General features: G+C 42.1%; 13 protein-coding genes. 5 read left to right on the forward strand and 8 right to left on the reverse strand.

What is annotated here, in order from left to right; translation table 11 throughout:
• Nucleotides 1-82 precede the first annotated feature (82 nt).
• Genes AWN68_RS16495 through alaS form a run of 3 tightly spaced genes read right to left on the reverse strand, consistent with a single transcriptional unit; the run spans nt 83 to nt 5,290 of the window.
• Complete coding sequence (locus AWN68_RS16495) at nt 83-1,201, reverse strand: peroxiredoxin family protein (protein WP_068418137.1); 1,119 nt, start codon at nt 1,199-1,201, stop codon at nt 83-85.
• A gap of 2 nt (nt 1,202-1,203) precedes the next feature.
• The gene (gene gatB / locus AWN68_RS16500; RefSeq protein ID WP_245658024.1) at nt 1,204-2,664 is read right to left on the reverse strand and encodes an Asp-tRNA(Asn)/Glu-tRNA(Gln) amidotransferase subunit GatB; all 1,461 of its coding nucleotides are present in this window, start codon (nt 2,662-2,664) and stop codon (nt 1,204-1,206) included.
• Nucleotides 2,657-5,290 (reverse strand): alanine--tRNA ligase, encoded by a 2,634-nt coding sequence (alaS, locus tag AWN68_RS16505; protein ID WP_068418569.1) that lies wholly within the window; start codon nt 5,288-5,290, stop codon nt 2,657-2,659. The genes gatB and alaS overlap by 8 nt, the downstream gene beginning before the upstream one ends.
• A 115-nt stretch (nt 5,291-5,405) precedes the next feature.
• Between alaS and AWN68_RS16510 the strand changes: the two genes are divergently transcribed.
• The 4 genes from AWN68_RS16510 to AWN68_RS16525 all read left to right on the forward strand — a co-directional run bounded on the left by AWN68_RS16510 (nt 5,406) and on the right by AWN68_RS16525 (nt 8,492).
• Nucleotides 5,406-6,398: a M23 family metallopeptidase gene (locus AWN68_RS16510; RefSeq protein WP_068418571.1), complete on the forward strand. Its 993-nt coding sequence runs from the start codon at nt 5,406-5,408 to the stop codon at nt 6,396-6,398.
• Between the two features lie 123 nt (nt 6,399-6,521).
• Nucleotides 6,522-6,860: a MerR family transcriptional regulator gene (locus tag AWN68_RS16515; protein WP_068418139.1), complete on the forward strand. Its 339-nt coding sequence runs from the start codon at nt 6,522-6,524 to the stop codon at nt 6,858-6,860.
• Entirely contained in the window at nt 6,857-7,963 is a 1,107-nt protein-coding gene (dprA, locus tag AWN68_RS16520) for a DNA-processing protein DprA (protein ID WP_068418144.1), read from the forward strand. The genes AWN68_RS16515 and dprA overlap by 4 nt, the downstream gene beginning before the upstream one ends.
• Nucleotides 7,914-8,492 carry a hypothetical protein gene (locus tag AWN68_RS16525; protein WP_245658025.1) on the forward strand — a complete coding sequence of 193 codons (579 nt, stop codon included), beginning with the start codon at nt 7,914-7,916 and terminating at the stop codon, nt 8,490-8,492. Before dprA ends, AWN68_RS16525 begins: the two co-directional genes overlap by 50 nt.
• Nucleotides 8,493-8,582: 90 nt before the next feature.
• Here AWN68_RS16525 and AWN68_RS16530 read toward each other — a convergent pair whose 3' ends face one another.
• The 5 genes from AWN68_RS16530 to AWN68_RS16550 all read right to left on the reverse strand — a co-directional run bounded on the left by AWN68_RS16530 (nt 8,583) and on the right by AWN68_RS16550 (nt 12,967).
• Nucleotides 8,583-9,896, reverse strand: a complete 1,314-nt coding sequence (locus AWN68_RS16530) for a serine hydrolase domain-containing protein (RefSeq protein WP_157716296.1) — start codon at nt 9,894-9,896, stop codon at nt 8,583-8,585.
• 105 nt (nt 9,897-10,001) lie between these two features.
• Complete coding sequence (locus AWN68_RS16535; protein ID WP_068418149.1) at nt 10,002-10,850, reverse strand: hydroxymethylglutaryl-CoA lyase; 849 nt, start codon at nt 10,848-10,850, stop codon at nt 10,002-10,004.
• 162 nt (nt 10,851-11,012) lie between these two features.
• The gene (locus tag AWN68_RS16540) at nt 11,013-11,516 is read right to left on the reverse strand and encodes a fasciclin domain-containing protein (protein ID WP_068418151.1); all 504 of its coding nucleotides are present in this window, start codon (nt 11,514-11,516) and stop codon (nt 11,013-11,015) included.
• A 78-nt stretch (nt 11,517-11,594) separates the two neighbouring features.
• The gene (locus AWN68_RS16545) at nt 11,595-12,410 is read right to left on the reverse strand and encodes an anti-sigma factor (RefSeq protein ID WP_068418156.1); all 816 of its coding nucleotides are present in this window, start codon (nt 12,408-12,410) and stop codon (nt 11,595-11,597) included.
• The gene (locus tag AWN68_RS16550; RefSeq protein ID WP_084362903.1) at nt 12,407-12,967 is read right to left on the reverse strand and encodes an RNA polymerase sigma factor; all 561 of its coding nucleotides are present in this window, start codon (nt 12,965-12,967) and stop codon (nt 12,407-12,409) included. Before AWN68_RS16550 ends, AWN68_RS16545 begins: the two co-directional genes overlap by 4 nt.
• 169 nt (nt 12,968-13,136) lie before the next feature.
• Between AWN68_RS16550 and AWN68_RS16555 the strand changes: the two genes are divergently transcribed.
• Nucleotides 13,137-16,037 carry an FAD-binding and (Fe-S)-binding domain-containing protein gene (locus AWN68_RS16555; RefSeq protein ID WP_068418159.1) on the forward strand — a complete coding sequence of 967 codons (2,901 nt, stop codon included), beginning with the start codon at nt 13,137-13,139 and terminating at the stop codon, nt 16,035-16,037.
• Nucleotides 16,038-16,040: the final 3 nt, after the last annotated feature.

Genomic DNA, 16,040 nt, shown 5'->3' on the forward strand with positions numbered 1-16,040 from the left:
TTCATTCAAACTAAAAAAACCAGCCTTCCCTACATTCGGGAAAACTGGTTTTGATGTTTTCTTCTAATAAGAGAAAAAGTATTTACTCAAATATGCTCGCAAGCTTATTTTGGAGTGCTTTACCTCTTAGGTTTTTGCCAATCACGCGGCCTTCAGGGTCTAACAGCAATGCAAAAGGAATCGCATTCACTTTGTAGGTCATGGCTGCAGCCGACTGAAAGTACTTAAGGTCAGAAACGTGCGAAGGCCAGATCAAACCGTCTTGAGCAATGGCATCCACCCACTTGTCTCTGGTTCTGTCTAAGGACACGCCAAATACCTCAAATCCATCTTTGTTGTACTTGTTGTACATGGCCACCACATTTGGATTTTCCTTGCGGCAAGGGCCACACCAGCCTGCCCAGAAATCGAGCAGAACGTACTTTCCTCTCAAGTCTGAAAGGTTAATTACTTTACCATCGGGAGTAGGTAAAGAAATTTCAGGGGCTACATCCCCCATTTGTACTGCAGGCTTAAAGTAAGCCAAGTTGCCAACAAACATTTCTACCTGACTTGAGTTTGGCAATTCCTTTTGTAGTTTCTGACCTAGGCTATCTAAAAACTGATATTCTTGAGATTTATCAGGAAAATAATCGGTCACCATTAAAGGCACAATAGATTTGTTCATTTTCCAAGCCATGGCTTTAAGCTTCTTCACCTTACCAGCTTCTAAAGCAGTTCCTTCTTCTACAAGCTCTTCCATTTTAAGATTATCACCCGACTGCTGTGCTTTGCTATAACGCTCGTTAAAATCACGTACTACATAAGAATACTCTTCCATAAAGTCCTGCACCTGAGCAAGGTGTTTTAGGTCTTCAGATCCTTTGGCTTCAATCATTTGTCCACCTTGGCCATCGGCAGTAATGGTAATATCTTCTTTGTCTAACACTAGAATTTCAAACTGCTGGCCATACACATTGATGCGGTAAAAACCTGGTTCAGTTACTTCGGTCTCTATTTCGAAATTGCCGTCAGTATCTGCATTGACCGTTTTTACGGGCACCACCTGACCTACTTCAAACTTCTCCAAAATGATTTCTCCTTGCGGAATCGGGTTTTTGATCACACCTGAAACCCTGACCATTCCGTCATTTTTGGAAGCAGAGCAAGCACTGATGATCAATAACACCAATACAATCGCAATATTTTTCTTCAATGTCATACCTATGAAAGTTCTTTTTCTATCAATCGTTTTAACTTCTTTGGATCGGCCTTGCCCCCACTTTTCTTCATTACTTCGCCCATAAAGAGCCCAAGCAGACCTTTCTTACCACTTTGGTAAGCCTTTACCTTGTCGGGCAAAGTTAGTAAGACTTCTTTGATCAAGTCTAACAGCTCATCACTATCAGCCACCATCAACAAATCAAGTGACTGGGCTAGTTCCATAGCCGTGGCTTCTTCTTCTAAAAGCTTCGGCAATATACGCTGAGAGGCAATAGAAAAGCTTACTTGGTTACTTTCCACTAAATTAATCAAGCCACTAAGTCGCTCAACCGTCAAATTGGTTTGGGAAAGTTCAATTCCTTTTTCGTTCAACAGTCCTTTTATTGGGCCACTAATCCAGTTGGCAGCCGCCTTATACGCTAGGTTTCCATTGCATAACGCGTCAAAGTAGTAAGCGGTTTCAGCTTCTTCCGTAAGCAAAAGCACATCGTAGGCTGCCAAACCATAAACTTCTGTAAACTTTGTTCTAAGTACAGAAGGAAGGACGGGCATTTCTGAGGCGATCTCCTCTAGAATCTCCTTTGTGATAATCGCTGGGGCTAAATCAGGGCAAGGAAAGTAACGATAATCGTTCATGGTTTCCTTAAAGCGCATTCCAGCCGTAGTTCCTGAAACTGGGTCGAAGGTTCTGGTTTCTACCGCAATCGCTTCGCCTTTTAAAGCCATTTTCAATTGCCTTTCCAGCTCGTGGTCAATGGCGCGTTTTACGTTACTAATGGAGTTCATGTTCTTGACTTCCACTTTTTCACCTAATTCCTTAGCGTCAAGTCGCATGATAGAAATGTTCGCATCGCAGCGCAATTCTCCATCTTCCATGTTTCCAGAACTGATGTTGAGGTAACGCACCAAACGCCTGATTTCCTGAAGACAAGCCGCAGCTTCCTCAGAAAGGCTCATATCGGGATCAGTCACTATTTCAATGAGTGGTGTGCCTGCTCGGTTCAAGTCGATTAGTGTGTCTGGGCCTTCATCATGAATGGATTTCCCCGCATCATCCTCCAAATGAATATGGTGCAATTGCACAAATTGTTTGGCCAATTGCTCCCCGAACAACTCAATCTTCCCTCCTACACAAATGGGCGTTTTATCTTGGGTAGTCTGAAAACCCTTCGGGGAATCTGGATAGAAGTAATGCTTTCGGGCGAAGTGATTCACTTCCGTAATTTGAGACTGGCAAGCCAAGCCCATCTTAATCGCCTTTTCTAAAACGGCCTCGTTCAACACAGGCAAAGTACCTGGGTGTGCCAAAGAAACCACGCTCACATGCTTGTTCGGTTCAGCGCCAAAGTCATTTGGGTCGGAAGAAAAAATCTTCGATTTTGTATTCAACTGAACATGAACCTCAAGCCCTATAACCGACTTATAACCTGATTGATATAGTTTCTCTTGAATACTACTCAAGACCGGCAAGTTTTGCTTTGGCTTCAGTAATTACCTGATCCAAACCAGACAAGTCTTTTCCGCCAGCAGTAGCAAAGAAAGGCTGTCCGCCCCCCCCACCTTTGATGGCTTTGGCCAAATCTCTGATCATTACGCCAGCGTTCAGGCCTTTGTCATTTACCACATTGTCGGAAAGCACAATTGCGATTTGCGGGCTTCCATCAACATTTGCGGCCAGCACTGCAAAAAGGTTTTCTACTTCATTTCTGAGCTCGAAAGAGATCTTCTTCACTGCATCCGCATTCGGAACAGTGATTTTTTCGATGATCACATTCAATCCCTTTTCAGCAACCATCTTCTTCGCCAACTCTTCTTTCAGTTGACCAGATTGCTTGGCATGCAAAGTTTCTAATTCCTTGTTCAGCTTTTGCCTTTCCTCCATCAGGGAAGTAATGGCCTTGGCCACATCGCTCGGGCTTTTCAGCATTTCCTTGATTTCCTTCAGCAACTTATCTTGCTCCTGAACCAAATCGAAAGCCTTAGGGCCAGAAACCGCTTCAATTCTACGCACACCTGCCGCTACGGCTCCTTCCGAAACAATCTTGAACACCCCTATTTGACCTGTAGCCGCCACATGGGTTCCTCCGCAAAGTTCTACAGAATAACTCGGGTCGAAAGTGATGACGCGAACAAACTCACCGTATTTCTCACCGAAAAGGGCTGTCGCACCCAACTTCTTGGCTTCTTCAATCGGTACGTTCCTTTGCTCGTTCAACTTGATATTCTGGCGAATATGGTCGTTCACGATCCTTTCAATTTCTTCGATTTGCTCTGGCTCTACTTTCGCAAAATGTGAGAAATCGAAACGCAATATTTTATCTGAAACCAACGATCCTTTTTGCTGTACATGGTTACCAAGTACTTGACGCAAGGCAGAATGCAACAGGTGAGTTGCAGAGTGGTTGTTCTTAATCAATTCCCTTCTTGACGTATCAATAATAGCTTCAAACTCAGCTTCTGGTTGGGCTGGAATACGGTCTGTATAGTGTACAATCAGGTCATTTTCTTTTTGAGTATCTAAAACCTTAATGGTTTCTGTCTCATTCTTGAGTACCCCCTTGTCTCCTACTTGACCTCCACTTTCGCCATAAAAAGGCGTTTGGTCTAGCACCAACTGATAAACAGTTCCTTTCTTTTCTTTGATTTCGCGGTATTTGATGATTTTGGTTTTTAAGGCCACTTCATCGTAACCTACAAACTCAGAAGTTTCTTCTTCCGACACTTGAATCCAATCCCCTTTTACTTGAGCAGCATCTGCTTTTGAGCGCTGCTTTTGAACAGCCATGGCTTCCGTAAAGCCTTTCTCGTCAATGCTCAAGCCGTTTTCTCTTGCAATCAGTCCTGTTAAATCTACTGGGAAACCGAAAGTATCGTACAATTCAAAAACTACTTGACCATCAATCACATCAGTTCCTTCGGCTTTCATATTGGCCTGCACTTGGTCTAATCGCTTGAGGCCGTTTTCAAGCGTTCTGAGGAACGAAGCTTCTTCTTCTTTGATCACCTTAGCAATAAAGTCTTGCTGACTTACAAGCTCATCGAAAACGCCAGAGAACTGCTCTGCTAAAATTGGCATGAGGCCATATAGGAATGGCTCTTTAAAATTGAGAAAGGTGTAACCGTAACGCACTGCCCTTCTCAAGATTCTTCGGATTACATAACCCGCCTTGTTGTTTGAAGGCAATTGACCATCGGCAATGGCGAAAGAAATCGCACGAATGTGGTCTACGATTACCCTGATAGCGATATCCGTTTTTTCAGAAGTACCATAAGCAACTCCCGACTGTTTCGCGATGTAATCAATCAGTGGCGTAAATACATCCGTATCATAAGTTGAGCCTTTCTGCTGTAAAGCCATTGAAAGACGCTCAAAGCCCATTCCAGTATCAATATGCTGGGCAGGAAGGCTTTCTAAATGGCCATCTGCTTTTCTATCGTATTGCATGAAAACCAAGTTCCAAACCTCCACCACTTGTGGGTGGTCGTTGTTCACAAGGTCTTTCCCAGGTGTTTTGGCTATTTCTTCATCTGACCTTAAGTCAATATGAATTTCGGAACAAGGCCCACACGGCCCCGTTTCGCCCATTTCCCAGAAGTTATCTTTCTTGTTTCCACCCAGAATACGGGCTTCATCAATGTATTGCTTCCATAAATCGAATGCTTCTTGGTCAAAATCAAGGTCTTCAGACTTATCTCCTTCAAAAACGGTGACGTATAATTTATCCTTTGGCAGGCCATATACTTGCGTCAATAATTCCCAAGCCCAAGTAATGGCGTCCTTCTTAAAGTAATCCCCAAACGACCAGTTGCCCAACATTTCGAACATGGTGTGGTGGTAGGTATCAATTCCTACTTCCTCTAAATCATTGTGCTTTCCAGAAACACGCAAACATTTCTGGCTATTGGCTGCACGGCTATAATCGGCCTTTGAGTTGCCTAAGAAAAGGTCTTTGAACTGATTCATCCCAGCGTTCGTAAACATCAGGGTTGGATCATTTTTGATCACCAAAGGCGCTGAAGGCACAAATTGATGTGATTTTGATTTAAAAAATTCGATAAATTTCGATCTAATTTCCTTTGATTGCATCTCAGATGAATTAATTGCGTTTAGGCTAAAGCTTAATTTTCGTACCTTTGTGAGGAACTTTGTGTTTCCCTTTTGTAAAAGCACAAAATTAGGAGAATTTCAAAAAGGATTCTTAATGTCAAAAATAAAATATTACTACGATACCGAGACTTGTAAATACGAGCGCATCAAGGTCAAAAAGCGCGATGTAGTTATTAACGCTCTCGGCTTCTTATCATTGGCTCTCGTGCTCTCTGTGGGCATTATTGTGGTACTCGGTCAATATTTCGATTCCCCAAAAGAGGCTGCTCTAAAAGAAGAAAACAACGAACTCAAGCTTTATTATGATCTGATGAAAGATCAAGTAGACGGAATGGATGCCATGCTAGGCGTGCTTCAAGAGAAAGATGATAACGTTTATCGTGTCGTTTTTGAAGCTGAACCAATTCCAGAAACAGTAAGAGAAGCCGGTTCTGGCGGTGCTCTACGCTACCGCCAGTTGCTAGAGAGCGACATGGAGAATAAGAATCTAGTAGTCAGCGCACTAGAGAAGATAGACAACGTAAAAAAGAAAATGTACATCCAAACCAAATCTTATGATGAGGTAATGGCCCTTGCATTAGACAAAGAACGCCTCTACTCTTCCATGCCTGCCATACAACCTGTATCTAACAAAGATTTGAGAAGGTTCTCTTCGGGTTTTGGGTATAGAACCGATCCTATTTTTAAGGTAAAAAGAATGCATTACGGTAGTGATTTCTCTGCTGAGCAAGGCACCCCTATTTATGCCACTGGTGATGGTGTTGTTTCCAAAACCACATCTAGCACCATCGGCTATGGTAAACACATCATTATCGATCACGGTTTTGGCTACGAAACACTCTATGGCCACATGAGCCGATTTGCTGTTCGCCCAGGGCAAAAGGTAAAACGAGGTGAAGTCATAGGCTATGTTGGGAATTCAGGAAAATCTACTGCCCCTCATTTGCACTATGAAGTGCACATCAATGGCGTAGCCAAAGACCCTATTAACTATTTCTTTAAAGATCTGAATGCTGCTGAGTATGAAGAAATCTTGAGGCTTTCCTCTATAGAAAACCAGTCGTTAGGTTCATATTCTTACCGCTAGATTTCGGCCGCTATTTCATATTTAATTGGGTTTAAATATTCAGTTCAAATTCCTTACATTTGAAATAGTGACCTTTTGGTTAGCTTAAAGTAATTCTTTTACTTCTTTTCATAACCCGTTGACATGCCTTACAAAGAGAAACCAATAGAAAAGAAATACTTCACCATTGGGGAAGTCGCCAAAGAGCTTGGTGTGGCTACTTCATTGATTAGATTCTGGGAAAGTCAGTTCACTTTCATCAGTCCAAAAAAGAACAAAAAAGGCAATCGAAAATTCACACAAGAAGATTTAAAAAAGATCAAACTGGTGTATCATTTGGTGAAGGAGAAGGGCTACACCCTACAAGGTGCGCAAGAGCATATCAAGAATCATAAAGAAACGATCAGCTCCGAAGCGGAAATGATTACTTCCCTAAAGAAAATAAGGGGTTTTTTGGAAGAAATGAAAAGCCAACTGCCATGAACCAAGACAAGCTACATCAAGTAGCCTTGTCGCTCATCCCTAAAATTGGCCCTAGCCTTTCTAGGCAACTGATTAACTACTTCTCTACCCCGCAACAGGTGTTCAATGCCACCAAGGGAAAACTTTCAAAAATACCGGGCGTTGGCCCAAAGCTTTCTGCGCTGATTCCAAACCAAAAGGAACTTCTAGTGAAAGCAGAAAAGATCATTGAAGACTCCATCAAAAAAGGCATTTCAATCCACTACTACAAGGAAGATCATTACCCTAAAAGGTTGATGAACATATCTGATGCACCTATTTTACTGTATTCCGTAGGCAAAGTGGAACTCAACCCACCAAGAACCATTGGGATTGTGGGAACACGCAGGGCGACAAAGTATGGCTTACAAATCACTGAAGACATCGTTGCACAAATAAAACCTCAAGTAGCGACTATCATCTCAGGCTTGGCTTACGGTATTGATGTAAAAGCACATGATTCCGCTTTAAAGCAACAATTACCCACCATTGGCGCCATGGCCTGCGGTTTGGATAAGATATATCCTTCAGGCAATCGAAATACAGCTCTAAAGATGCTGGAAAACGGTGGTCTAGTCAGTGAATACCCCGTTGGTACAGAAGCTGACGCACGGTTATTTCCTGCCAGAAACAGGGTAATTGCCGGAATGTCGGATGCGCTGATTGTGGTGGAAGCGGCTAAAAAAGGAGGTGCACTTATTTCAGCCAATATTGCCGACAGCTATGATATTCCCGTTTTTGCCGTACCCGGTGAAGTTGGAAATACCTATTCAGAAGGCTGTAACCTATTGATCAGAAACATGAAAGCGGCCATTTTTACTTCTTTTCAAGACGTGGTAGAAGCCCTCAATTGGGATGTTCAGGAAAGCACACAACCCAAGAACCCAGAATTAAAGTATAAGGATTTACAAGGTGATGAAAAGGCCATTGTTGAGGTATTGCTGAAAAACGGACAGCAAATGCACATTGACAAGCTCTGCTGGCAAAGTCAATTGAACATGAGCACATTGGCTTCCCTGCTATTACAAATGGAGTTTGCAGGCTATATCAAGCCTTTGCCGGGGAAAGAGTTTAGGTTGGTTTGAGCTTAATGACTTTAACCCTCAATTTGCAAACAAGACATTTTCAGTTAATGATAATTTTGATAAAATGGAGTTTTTAGGCAGAGTTGGTAAAAGGAAAATTTATTACCTACAAGTAAGAAGCCATCCTGAATGGGCTAACTCATTACCTAAAAATGACTGGATTGCATTTACTATAGCTCATAAAGAGGATGAAGAATTAATCCCACCAATTGTCAAAAAATGTATCGACAAAAATGTCTCTTACACATGTAGTTCAGGTGAACTAGCTGATCTTACTGAAGATTATTTTGACGAAGAAGTATTATGGCGGAGTATTGATGAAAATGAATTTGGCAATAATTCAATACTTATGACAACTGCACATCGAGACTTTGAAGAGGGCTTTTGGTTCTCATCTGCAGTTGCGCACGATGATAAATTTGATCTTAATCAGGTAGTTTGCATTGATGCAACTAAAAGGAACACGAAAGTGCTTCTAATCAAATTAATTGAAAAAATAAACAAAGGCTGGTTGCCACCTGAATCTTAGCTTTCGAACTAAATGTCCACCTCGCAGTGACGATCCTAATTTATGCTTTGCAACCCTTAGCGCTCTTTGCGGTTAGCCTAAAAATCAAAATTAACGCTGCCCTAAGCCGTAGCTCCCCTCTTCTAGCAGATTATACACCAAGTTGTGAATATTCGGACGCACATTCAGTTGATAGATCTTGCTGTTATCTCTTGTAGGATTGACTCTATTGGAAAGAAAGACGAATAAGAGCCCAGTAGCAGGGTCTGCCCAAACGAAAGTTCCTGTATAACCCGTATGTCCAAAACTTGCTGGGCTGGCGTGTTGCGCTACGCTAGAGGCCGAGAAGCTGTAATCCACTAAGGGTTTATCAAAGCCTAAACCTCTGCGGTTACCTGTTTCACAAAACTGACAATCAGTAAACTCCTTAATCGTAGCCGCACTCAAGTATTCCTTTCCGTCATACACACCCCCATTCAAGAGCATTTGGTACACTTTGGCCAAATCTCTGGCATCGGAGAATAAGCCAGCATTACCAGAAACACCCAACATCATGGCGGCACCCTCGTCATGTACATCTCCATGCAATGTTTCCATTCTGAAAAAGTCATCCACTTCGGTAGGAACAATTCGATCTAAAGAAAATCTTTCCTTGGGCTTGAAACCTAATGTTTCCGCGCCCAATGGCTTGTAGAAGTTATTATTTAAGAACACGTCAAACGCTTCTCCAGACTCCCTTTCCACCAATTCTGGGAATAAATAGAAGGGCAAACCAGAGTAGAGATAGCTCTTATCATCGCTCACTTTCGTGCGCTTAATCATTTTATAAATCTTCTTCTCCTTAAAATCCTTGTGCAGAAAAAGGCCTGTTTCAGAAATGCGGTATGGAAATCTTCTAGAAGAGTCTGGTTTTACTGTATTCCACTTGTATTTGCCATTCTTACGCTGCACTTCAGACCAATAGGGAATCCACGCTTTTAATCCTGCCTGGTGCGCCAAAACATCCCGAATGGGTAAATCAGCCTTTTCACCTGTGGCTATTTTGGGGAAATAGTGCCCGAAATTTTCTTCTAAGCTGAATTTCCCCTCATCGTGAAGCTTCATGAGCGCCAAAGTAGCTGCGGTAGTTTTCGTTACCGAAGCCAAATCGTAGATATCGCTATTTTTTACTTCGATGGACTGATCATAAGTATGGTAACCGAATGATTTTTCGTAGAACACAATGCCATCCTTGGCAATCAATAGCTGACAACCCGGAAAGGCACCAGAATCTAAAGCCTGTTGAATGATGGATTGGATTCCAGCCTCCAATGCAGCCGAATTGATCCCTAGTTCTTCAGGTTTGCCATCAATCAGTTTATTGAAAATGCTTTCAATCTTAACAGGCGTTTTCTCCTTTACCTGAAAGTCCGTTTGCCGAGCCATTGAAGAAAATGAACTCAAAATTAAACTGGCTAATAAAAAAATATTACGGATCATTTTCGAATATATCAAGCTTAAGGACTGCATCAAAGTTATGGGTGATTTATGCTAGGAAGGGAACACTTCACTGGCCATCAGCATGGCTTCCGAGAAGGCCTTTCGATCTAAGTTCAACGCTACATTTTGCTCATCAAAATAACGGACTAAAACTTCGGTATCGATATTACCCGTGAGTGCATCGGTCGCCATTGGGCAACCACCAAAGCCTTTAATTGCAGTATCGAATCTGCGGCAGCCCGCATCGTAAGCCGAGCTCACTTTCTCAACAATCTTCTGAGGCGTAGAATGGAAATGCGCCCCTATTTCCGTAGTTGTATAAGCGGTTATGCTATTATTGAAAATCTCTTTAATTACCTCTGGTTCAGCTACTCCTATCGTATCAGATAAACTTATTATTTCAACTTTAAGTTGAACAAGCTTTTCAACGAACTCAGCTACAATTTCGGCATTAAAGGTTTCTCCATAAGGGTTTCCGAAGCCCATAGAAATGTAAGTCACCAGCTTTTTGTCGTGTTTGATACAGAGGTTTTGAATCGACTCCAACTGCACCAAAGCTTCTTCAATGGACTTGTTTGTGTTCCGCATTTGGAACTGCTCCGAGATAGAAAGCGGGAATCCCAAGTAGGTGATTTCTTCGAAATTCACAGCATCCTCCGCCCCTCTTGTGTTGGCAATAATGGCGAGTAATTTCGACTTAGTTTTAGACAAATCTAGCTGACTCAATACCTCGGCTGTATCACGCAATTGTGGAATGGCCTTGGGCGATACGAAGCTTCCAAAGTCGATAGTATCGAAACCAACTTTTAGCAGTTGATTGATATAGGCTGCTTTGGTTTCTGTAGGTATAAAATCATGGAGGCCTTGCATGGCATCCCTTGGGCATTCAATAATTTTCATGGACTTGCTTTGAGTTACTATTTAAAACAATTGAGGCTAAAAGTAAAATCTCATTACACTAACACTCCGGTAAACTCAAGGTTCCCGCTTTTTCCCCTCAAACAAAAAAAGCCCCCGATTTTCATCGAGGGCCAAATCAACATAACCACAATCAACCATGAACTATTTCATCATGCTCGGAGGCAAAATCACTTTATCAATAACATGCACTACTCCATTGCTAGCTTTCACATCAGCAGCCACTACAGTAGCTCCACTGATCATTACTTTACCATTAGCCATCATTACTTTCACTTTCTCTCCTTGTACGGTAGCAGCTTCCTGACCATTAGAAAGGTCGGTGGACATTACTTTACCCGAAACAACGTGATAAGTTAACACTGCTACTAGTTTATCCTTGTTCTCTGGCTTTAGCAACATCTCTAAAGTTCCAGCAGGTAATGCAGCAAATGCGGCATCGGTAGGAGCGAAAACAGTGAAAGGACCCGTGCTTTTCAAAGTCTCAACCAAGCCAGCAGCTTTAACAGCGGCTACTAGCGTTTTTAGGTTGTCATTTCCTACTGCTAAATCAACGATGTCATTAGATTGCGCTTTAGCAACATTGATAGTAGCAAATAAAGCTACAACTGTACCTAAAATTAGATTTCTTAATTTTTGAGTTTTCATAATTAGAATGATTTGAACGTGTTTTAGTTTAAATTCACTCTAACTACGACCAAAGAGATGGCTATAGATTTTTGATGCCTAACTTTTTTTCAAAAAACCTCTGGCATAGGTTTGATCTACGGTAGCAACAGGTGTACCCCCCTCTTCTTCAAGCGTAATGGCAAAAGCTTGCACCTCTCCTTTGATCACTTTTAATTCTTGCACTAATTGGTTATGGTCAAAAATTCCGGCATCTATTGGATCTTGACCGGCTTTGATGGCCCAAAGTTGATATTGATGTCCTTTTGGTGGTTCAGGCAAATTATCTACACTGATAAATACTGCGTTCGTATTCTTGTTCCAGAAAACGTTGGCAAAAGATTGCGGTGAGAGATCAGATCCATCTAAACGCACATGTACGTTATCATCATTTAAGAAATGTGCTACCCGTAATTCGGCATAGTCTAATTCTTGCTGCGTAGATTCTATTTCATAAGCCATTTTTGAGTTTTCAGTGGCTATTCTGCGAACGTCATCTTTCGCACTAGTCATTCTCAGGAAGAAATAAACATTGAAAGCAATGCTCAAAAACAACAAAACAGCAGCCGCTGCCGACCACCTTGGAATTATACTAACTTTCTTTATTTGTGTATCAGGCTCTTCAATGGCTCTTAAAAAAGCCTCTTTTTCCTCATCACGGATAGTATTCGTCACTAAATCTATTACTGTATTATCACCAGAAGAAGGTTGGCTACTGGCCAAAGTGATTAAAACATTTCTTAACTCATCAAGCTCATCGGCCACCTGAGGATAGCGTGCCGCCATTGCATCCACGGCTTGCATTTCTTCATCATTGAGCTCGCCTGCCCAATAAGATTCCAAAATTCCTGATGCTATGTACTCTTGAATATTCATTCTACTATTGACCTTAAATGTTGCAACGCCATTCTTATGCGCGTTTTCACTGTTCCCAAAGGAATACTTAGTCGTTCCGAAATCTCAGGATGGCTATACCCTTCAAAAAACGACATACTAATCAGCGTACGTTGTTTTTCGGGTAGTTGAAATATCAATTCTCTTACTGACTTATCATTTGCCTCTGATTCATTTCCAAACGTGTCCGATATAAATACGAGGTCAACTGATTGTTCAGATTTTTGCCTTTGCTTAAAATCTTTAGATCGTGTCTTATCAATGGCCGCATTACGGCAAACTCTCACTAACCAAGTAAACAAACTACCTTTGGATGGATCAAAATTAGTAGAATTACGCCAAATTTTTAATAAAGCGTCTTGAAGTACATCTTTGGCGACATCATCATACTTTACTATCCTCAAAATTACGTTCAGTAAAATTGATGAATAGTTTTTATATATGAGCCCCACAGCCGTCCTATCACGGTCGGCCAATAGCATCGCTATCCTTTCTTCAAGGGGAGTATCAGATGTTAGATATTTGAGTTGAGTAGGCAAAATCAAGGATTATAGGGTTGGAACTAAAGTATAAGGCAATTGTTTCGACCCAGTGTTTAAATAAAGAATTTTGTAATTCTCAATACCAGTGATCAATAGAAAATTGAGATGATAATTAATTACTCAAAACAAAAGCCTCAATTCTATACGAATCAATTAATTTGCGTCTATGAATTTGAATGCGCTTCAATCTGATCTCCAAGGTGACTTATTCACCGATAACACCACGCGGAAGCTTTACGCAACCGATGCTTCCGCTTATCGTGAACTCCCCTTGGCTGTCGCTATCCCTAAAGACCAAAAGGACCTTGTAACCTTGGTTAATTTTGCACGAGAGAACAAAACAGGACTGATTCCAAGAACTGCAGGCACCTCATTGGCCGGCCAGGTAGTTGGCAATGGTATTGTAGTAGATCTGTCCAAACACTTTGGGAAAGTGCTGGAAATCAATAGTGAAGAAGGTTACGTTTGGGTCGAGCCCGGAATCGTTCGTGACGACCTCAATAAACATTTGGCGCAATACGGAATGTTTTTCGCACCAGAAACCTCTACTGCCAATCGCGCCATGATTGGCGGAATGATTGGCAATAATTCATGCGGTTCAAATTCAGTCGTATACGGAAGTACTAGAGAGCATTTACTTGAAGTAAAAACCATTTTGGCCAATGGCAGCGAAGCTAGTTTCGGCCCAATGGATGCAGATCAGTTGCTAAATCAGGACAAATCACTTCAGCGTAAAATTTATGCTGAAACACTCGAAATGTTACAGCAGCCCATTAATCAGAAAGAAATAATTGATGGTTTTCCAAAACCAGATGTACCCAGAAGAAATAATGGTTATGCGCTCGATATGCTTTTACGGCAGCAGCCATTTACCGAAAACGGTGAGCCTTTTAATCTCAGTAGCTTAATAGCAGGCTCCGAAGGCACCTTATGTTTTATTACCCAAGCCAAACTAAAACTCACTCCGCTCCCACCCAATCACAAACGTTTGGTGTGTATTCACTCTGAAACTATTGATGATTCACTTCGAGCCAATTTGGTGGCGCTAAAGTATGCGCCATCAGCCTGTGAGCTAATGGATCACTATATTCTGGAAGCGACCAAGCGAAATGCCATGTACAAGTCCAATCGCTTCTTTGTTCAAGGCGACCCACAAGCCATTTTGGTGGTGGAATTAAATGACGAAACTGAAGCTGCAGCGGATGAAAAAGTGAATTCACTAATTGCCGAGTTAAAAGCCTCTAATCATGGATACGCTTATCCTATAGTACAAGGTGATGGTATTAAACTCGTTTGGGATTTACGAAAAGCAGGCTTAGGACTGCTATCCAATATTCCGGGCGATGCCAAGCCTGCTCCTGTGATTGAAGATACCGCAGTAGATGTTAAAGATTTACCTGCCTACATTCGTGAATTCAACCAAATCCTTAACAAGTATGGATTGTTTGCAGTGCATTATGCACATGCAGGTTCGGGTGAATTACACTTGCGCCCTATTCTTAATTTAAAGACGGAAGAAGGCCAAAGACTCTTCCGCACCATTGCCGAAGAAATTGCCACTTTGGTAAAGAAATACAAGGGGTCACTTTCTGGTGAACACGGAGACGGACGTTTGCGCGGTGAGTTTCTGCCTCAGATGATTGGTGAGCACAATTACCAATTGGTAAAGCAAATGAAGCGAATTTGGGATCCTGAGAACATTTTCAACCCCAACAAGATTGTGGATACCCCTCCAATGGACACTTTCTTACGCTACGAAAAAGGTCAAGTCACTCCTGAATTTGACACCACATTTGACTTTTCGGAACATGAAGGTATTTTGCGTTCCGCAGAATTGTGTAACGGTTCGGGTGACTGCCGAAAAACAGAACTGAGTGGCGGAACGATGTGCCCGAGTTACATGGCTACTCGTGATGAAAAAGACACTACTCGCGCCAGGGCCAATATGCTGCGCGAAATTCTCACTCATTCCACAGAAGCCAATCCTTTCGATAATCCAGAGATTAAGGAGGTAATGGATTTATGTCTATCGTGCAAAGGTTGTTCTTCTGAATGTCCGTCTAATGTGGACATGGCCAAGCTAAAAGGCGAATGGCAACATCAGTACCACAAAAGCAACGGAATTCCTTTCCGCACCAAACAGATTGCGCACTTTTCTAAGAGCATGAAACTGGCCAGTAAAGCACCATGGGCTTATAATTTAGTTTTTGGAAACCGTCTAACTGGAAATATTGCCAAAGCGATTGCTGGATTTGCGAAAGAACGAAGCATGCCAGCATTAGCCAAACAGCCTTTGTCCCAATGGCTGAAGAAGGAGTTTAAACCCAAGACCTCAAATCGCAAGGTCTATTTTTTCTGTGATGAATTCACCAATTACAGCGATGCTGAAATTGGCAAAACCACTGTCCTGCTGTTGGACAAACTAGGCTATGAAGTCTTATTTGTCCCCCATGCCGATTCTGGTCGCCCGCAGCTTTCTAAAGGTTTATTGGATGAAGCCAAAGATTTAGCGGAACAGAATGTTCAACAATTCAGTGCACTAGTAGATGCCAACGCACCTTTGGTTGGTGTTGAGCCTTCCGCTATCCTGACCTTCAGAGATGAATATATGAGCTTAACACGGGGCGAATTGCAGCAAAAAGCAAAAGCACTTTCCGCATATGTATTTACGGTTGAAGAATTTTTAGCCCAAGAAATTGATAAAGGGAATATTACTTCCAAGCAATTCAATACGGAGACTAAGCTAATTAAAGTACAAGGTCATTGCCACCAGAAGTCGCTTTCATCTATGGTACCGACAAAGAAAATGCTTTCGCTGCCTAAGAATTTCACGGTACACATGATTGCTTCGGGCTGTTGTGGTATGGCAGGTTCTTTTGGTTATGAAAAGGAGCACTATGAGGTATCTATGAAAATTGGCGAACTGGTACTATTCCCTGCGGTGCGCCAGCAACCCAAAGAAGTGATCATTGCGGCTGCAGGCACTAGTTGTCGTCATCAAATCAAAGATGGCACGAGCAGAATCGCCAAGCATCCAGTGGAAGTGTTGTGGGAGGCGGTTATTTAAACA

It is taken from the genome of Roseivirga echinicomitans (assembly GCF_001592935.1).
In the GTDB taxonomy this organism is placed as follows: Bacteria; Bacteroidota; Bacteroidia; order Cytophagales; family Cyclobacteriaceae; genus Roseivirga; species Roseivirga echinicomitans.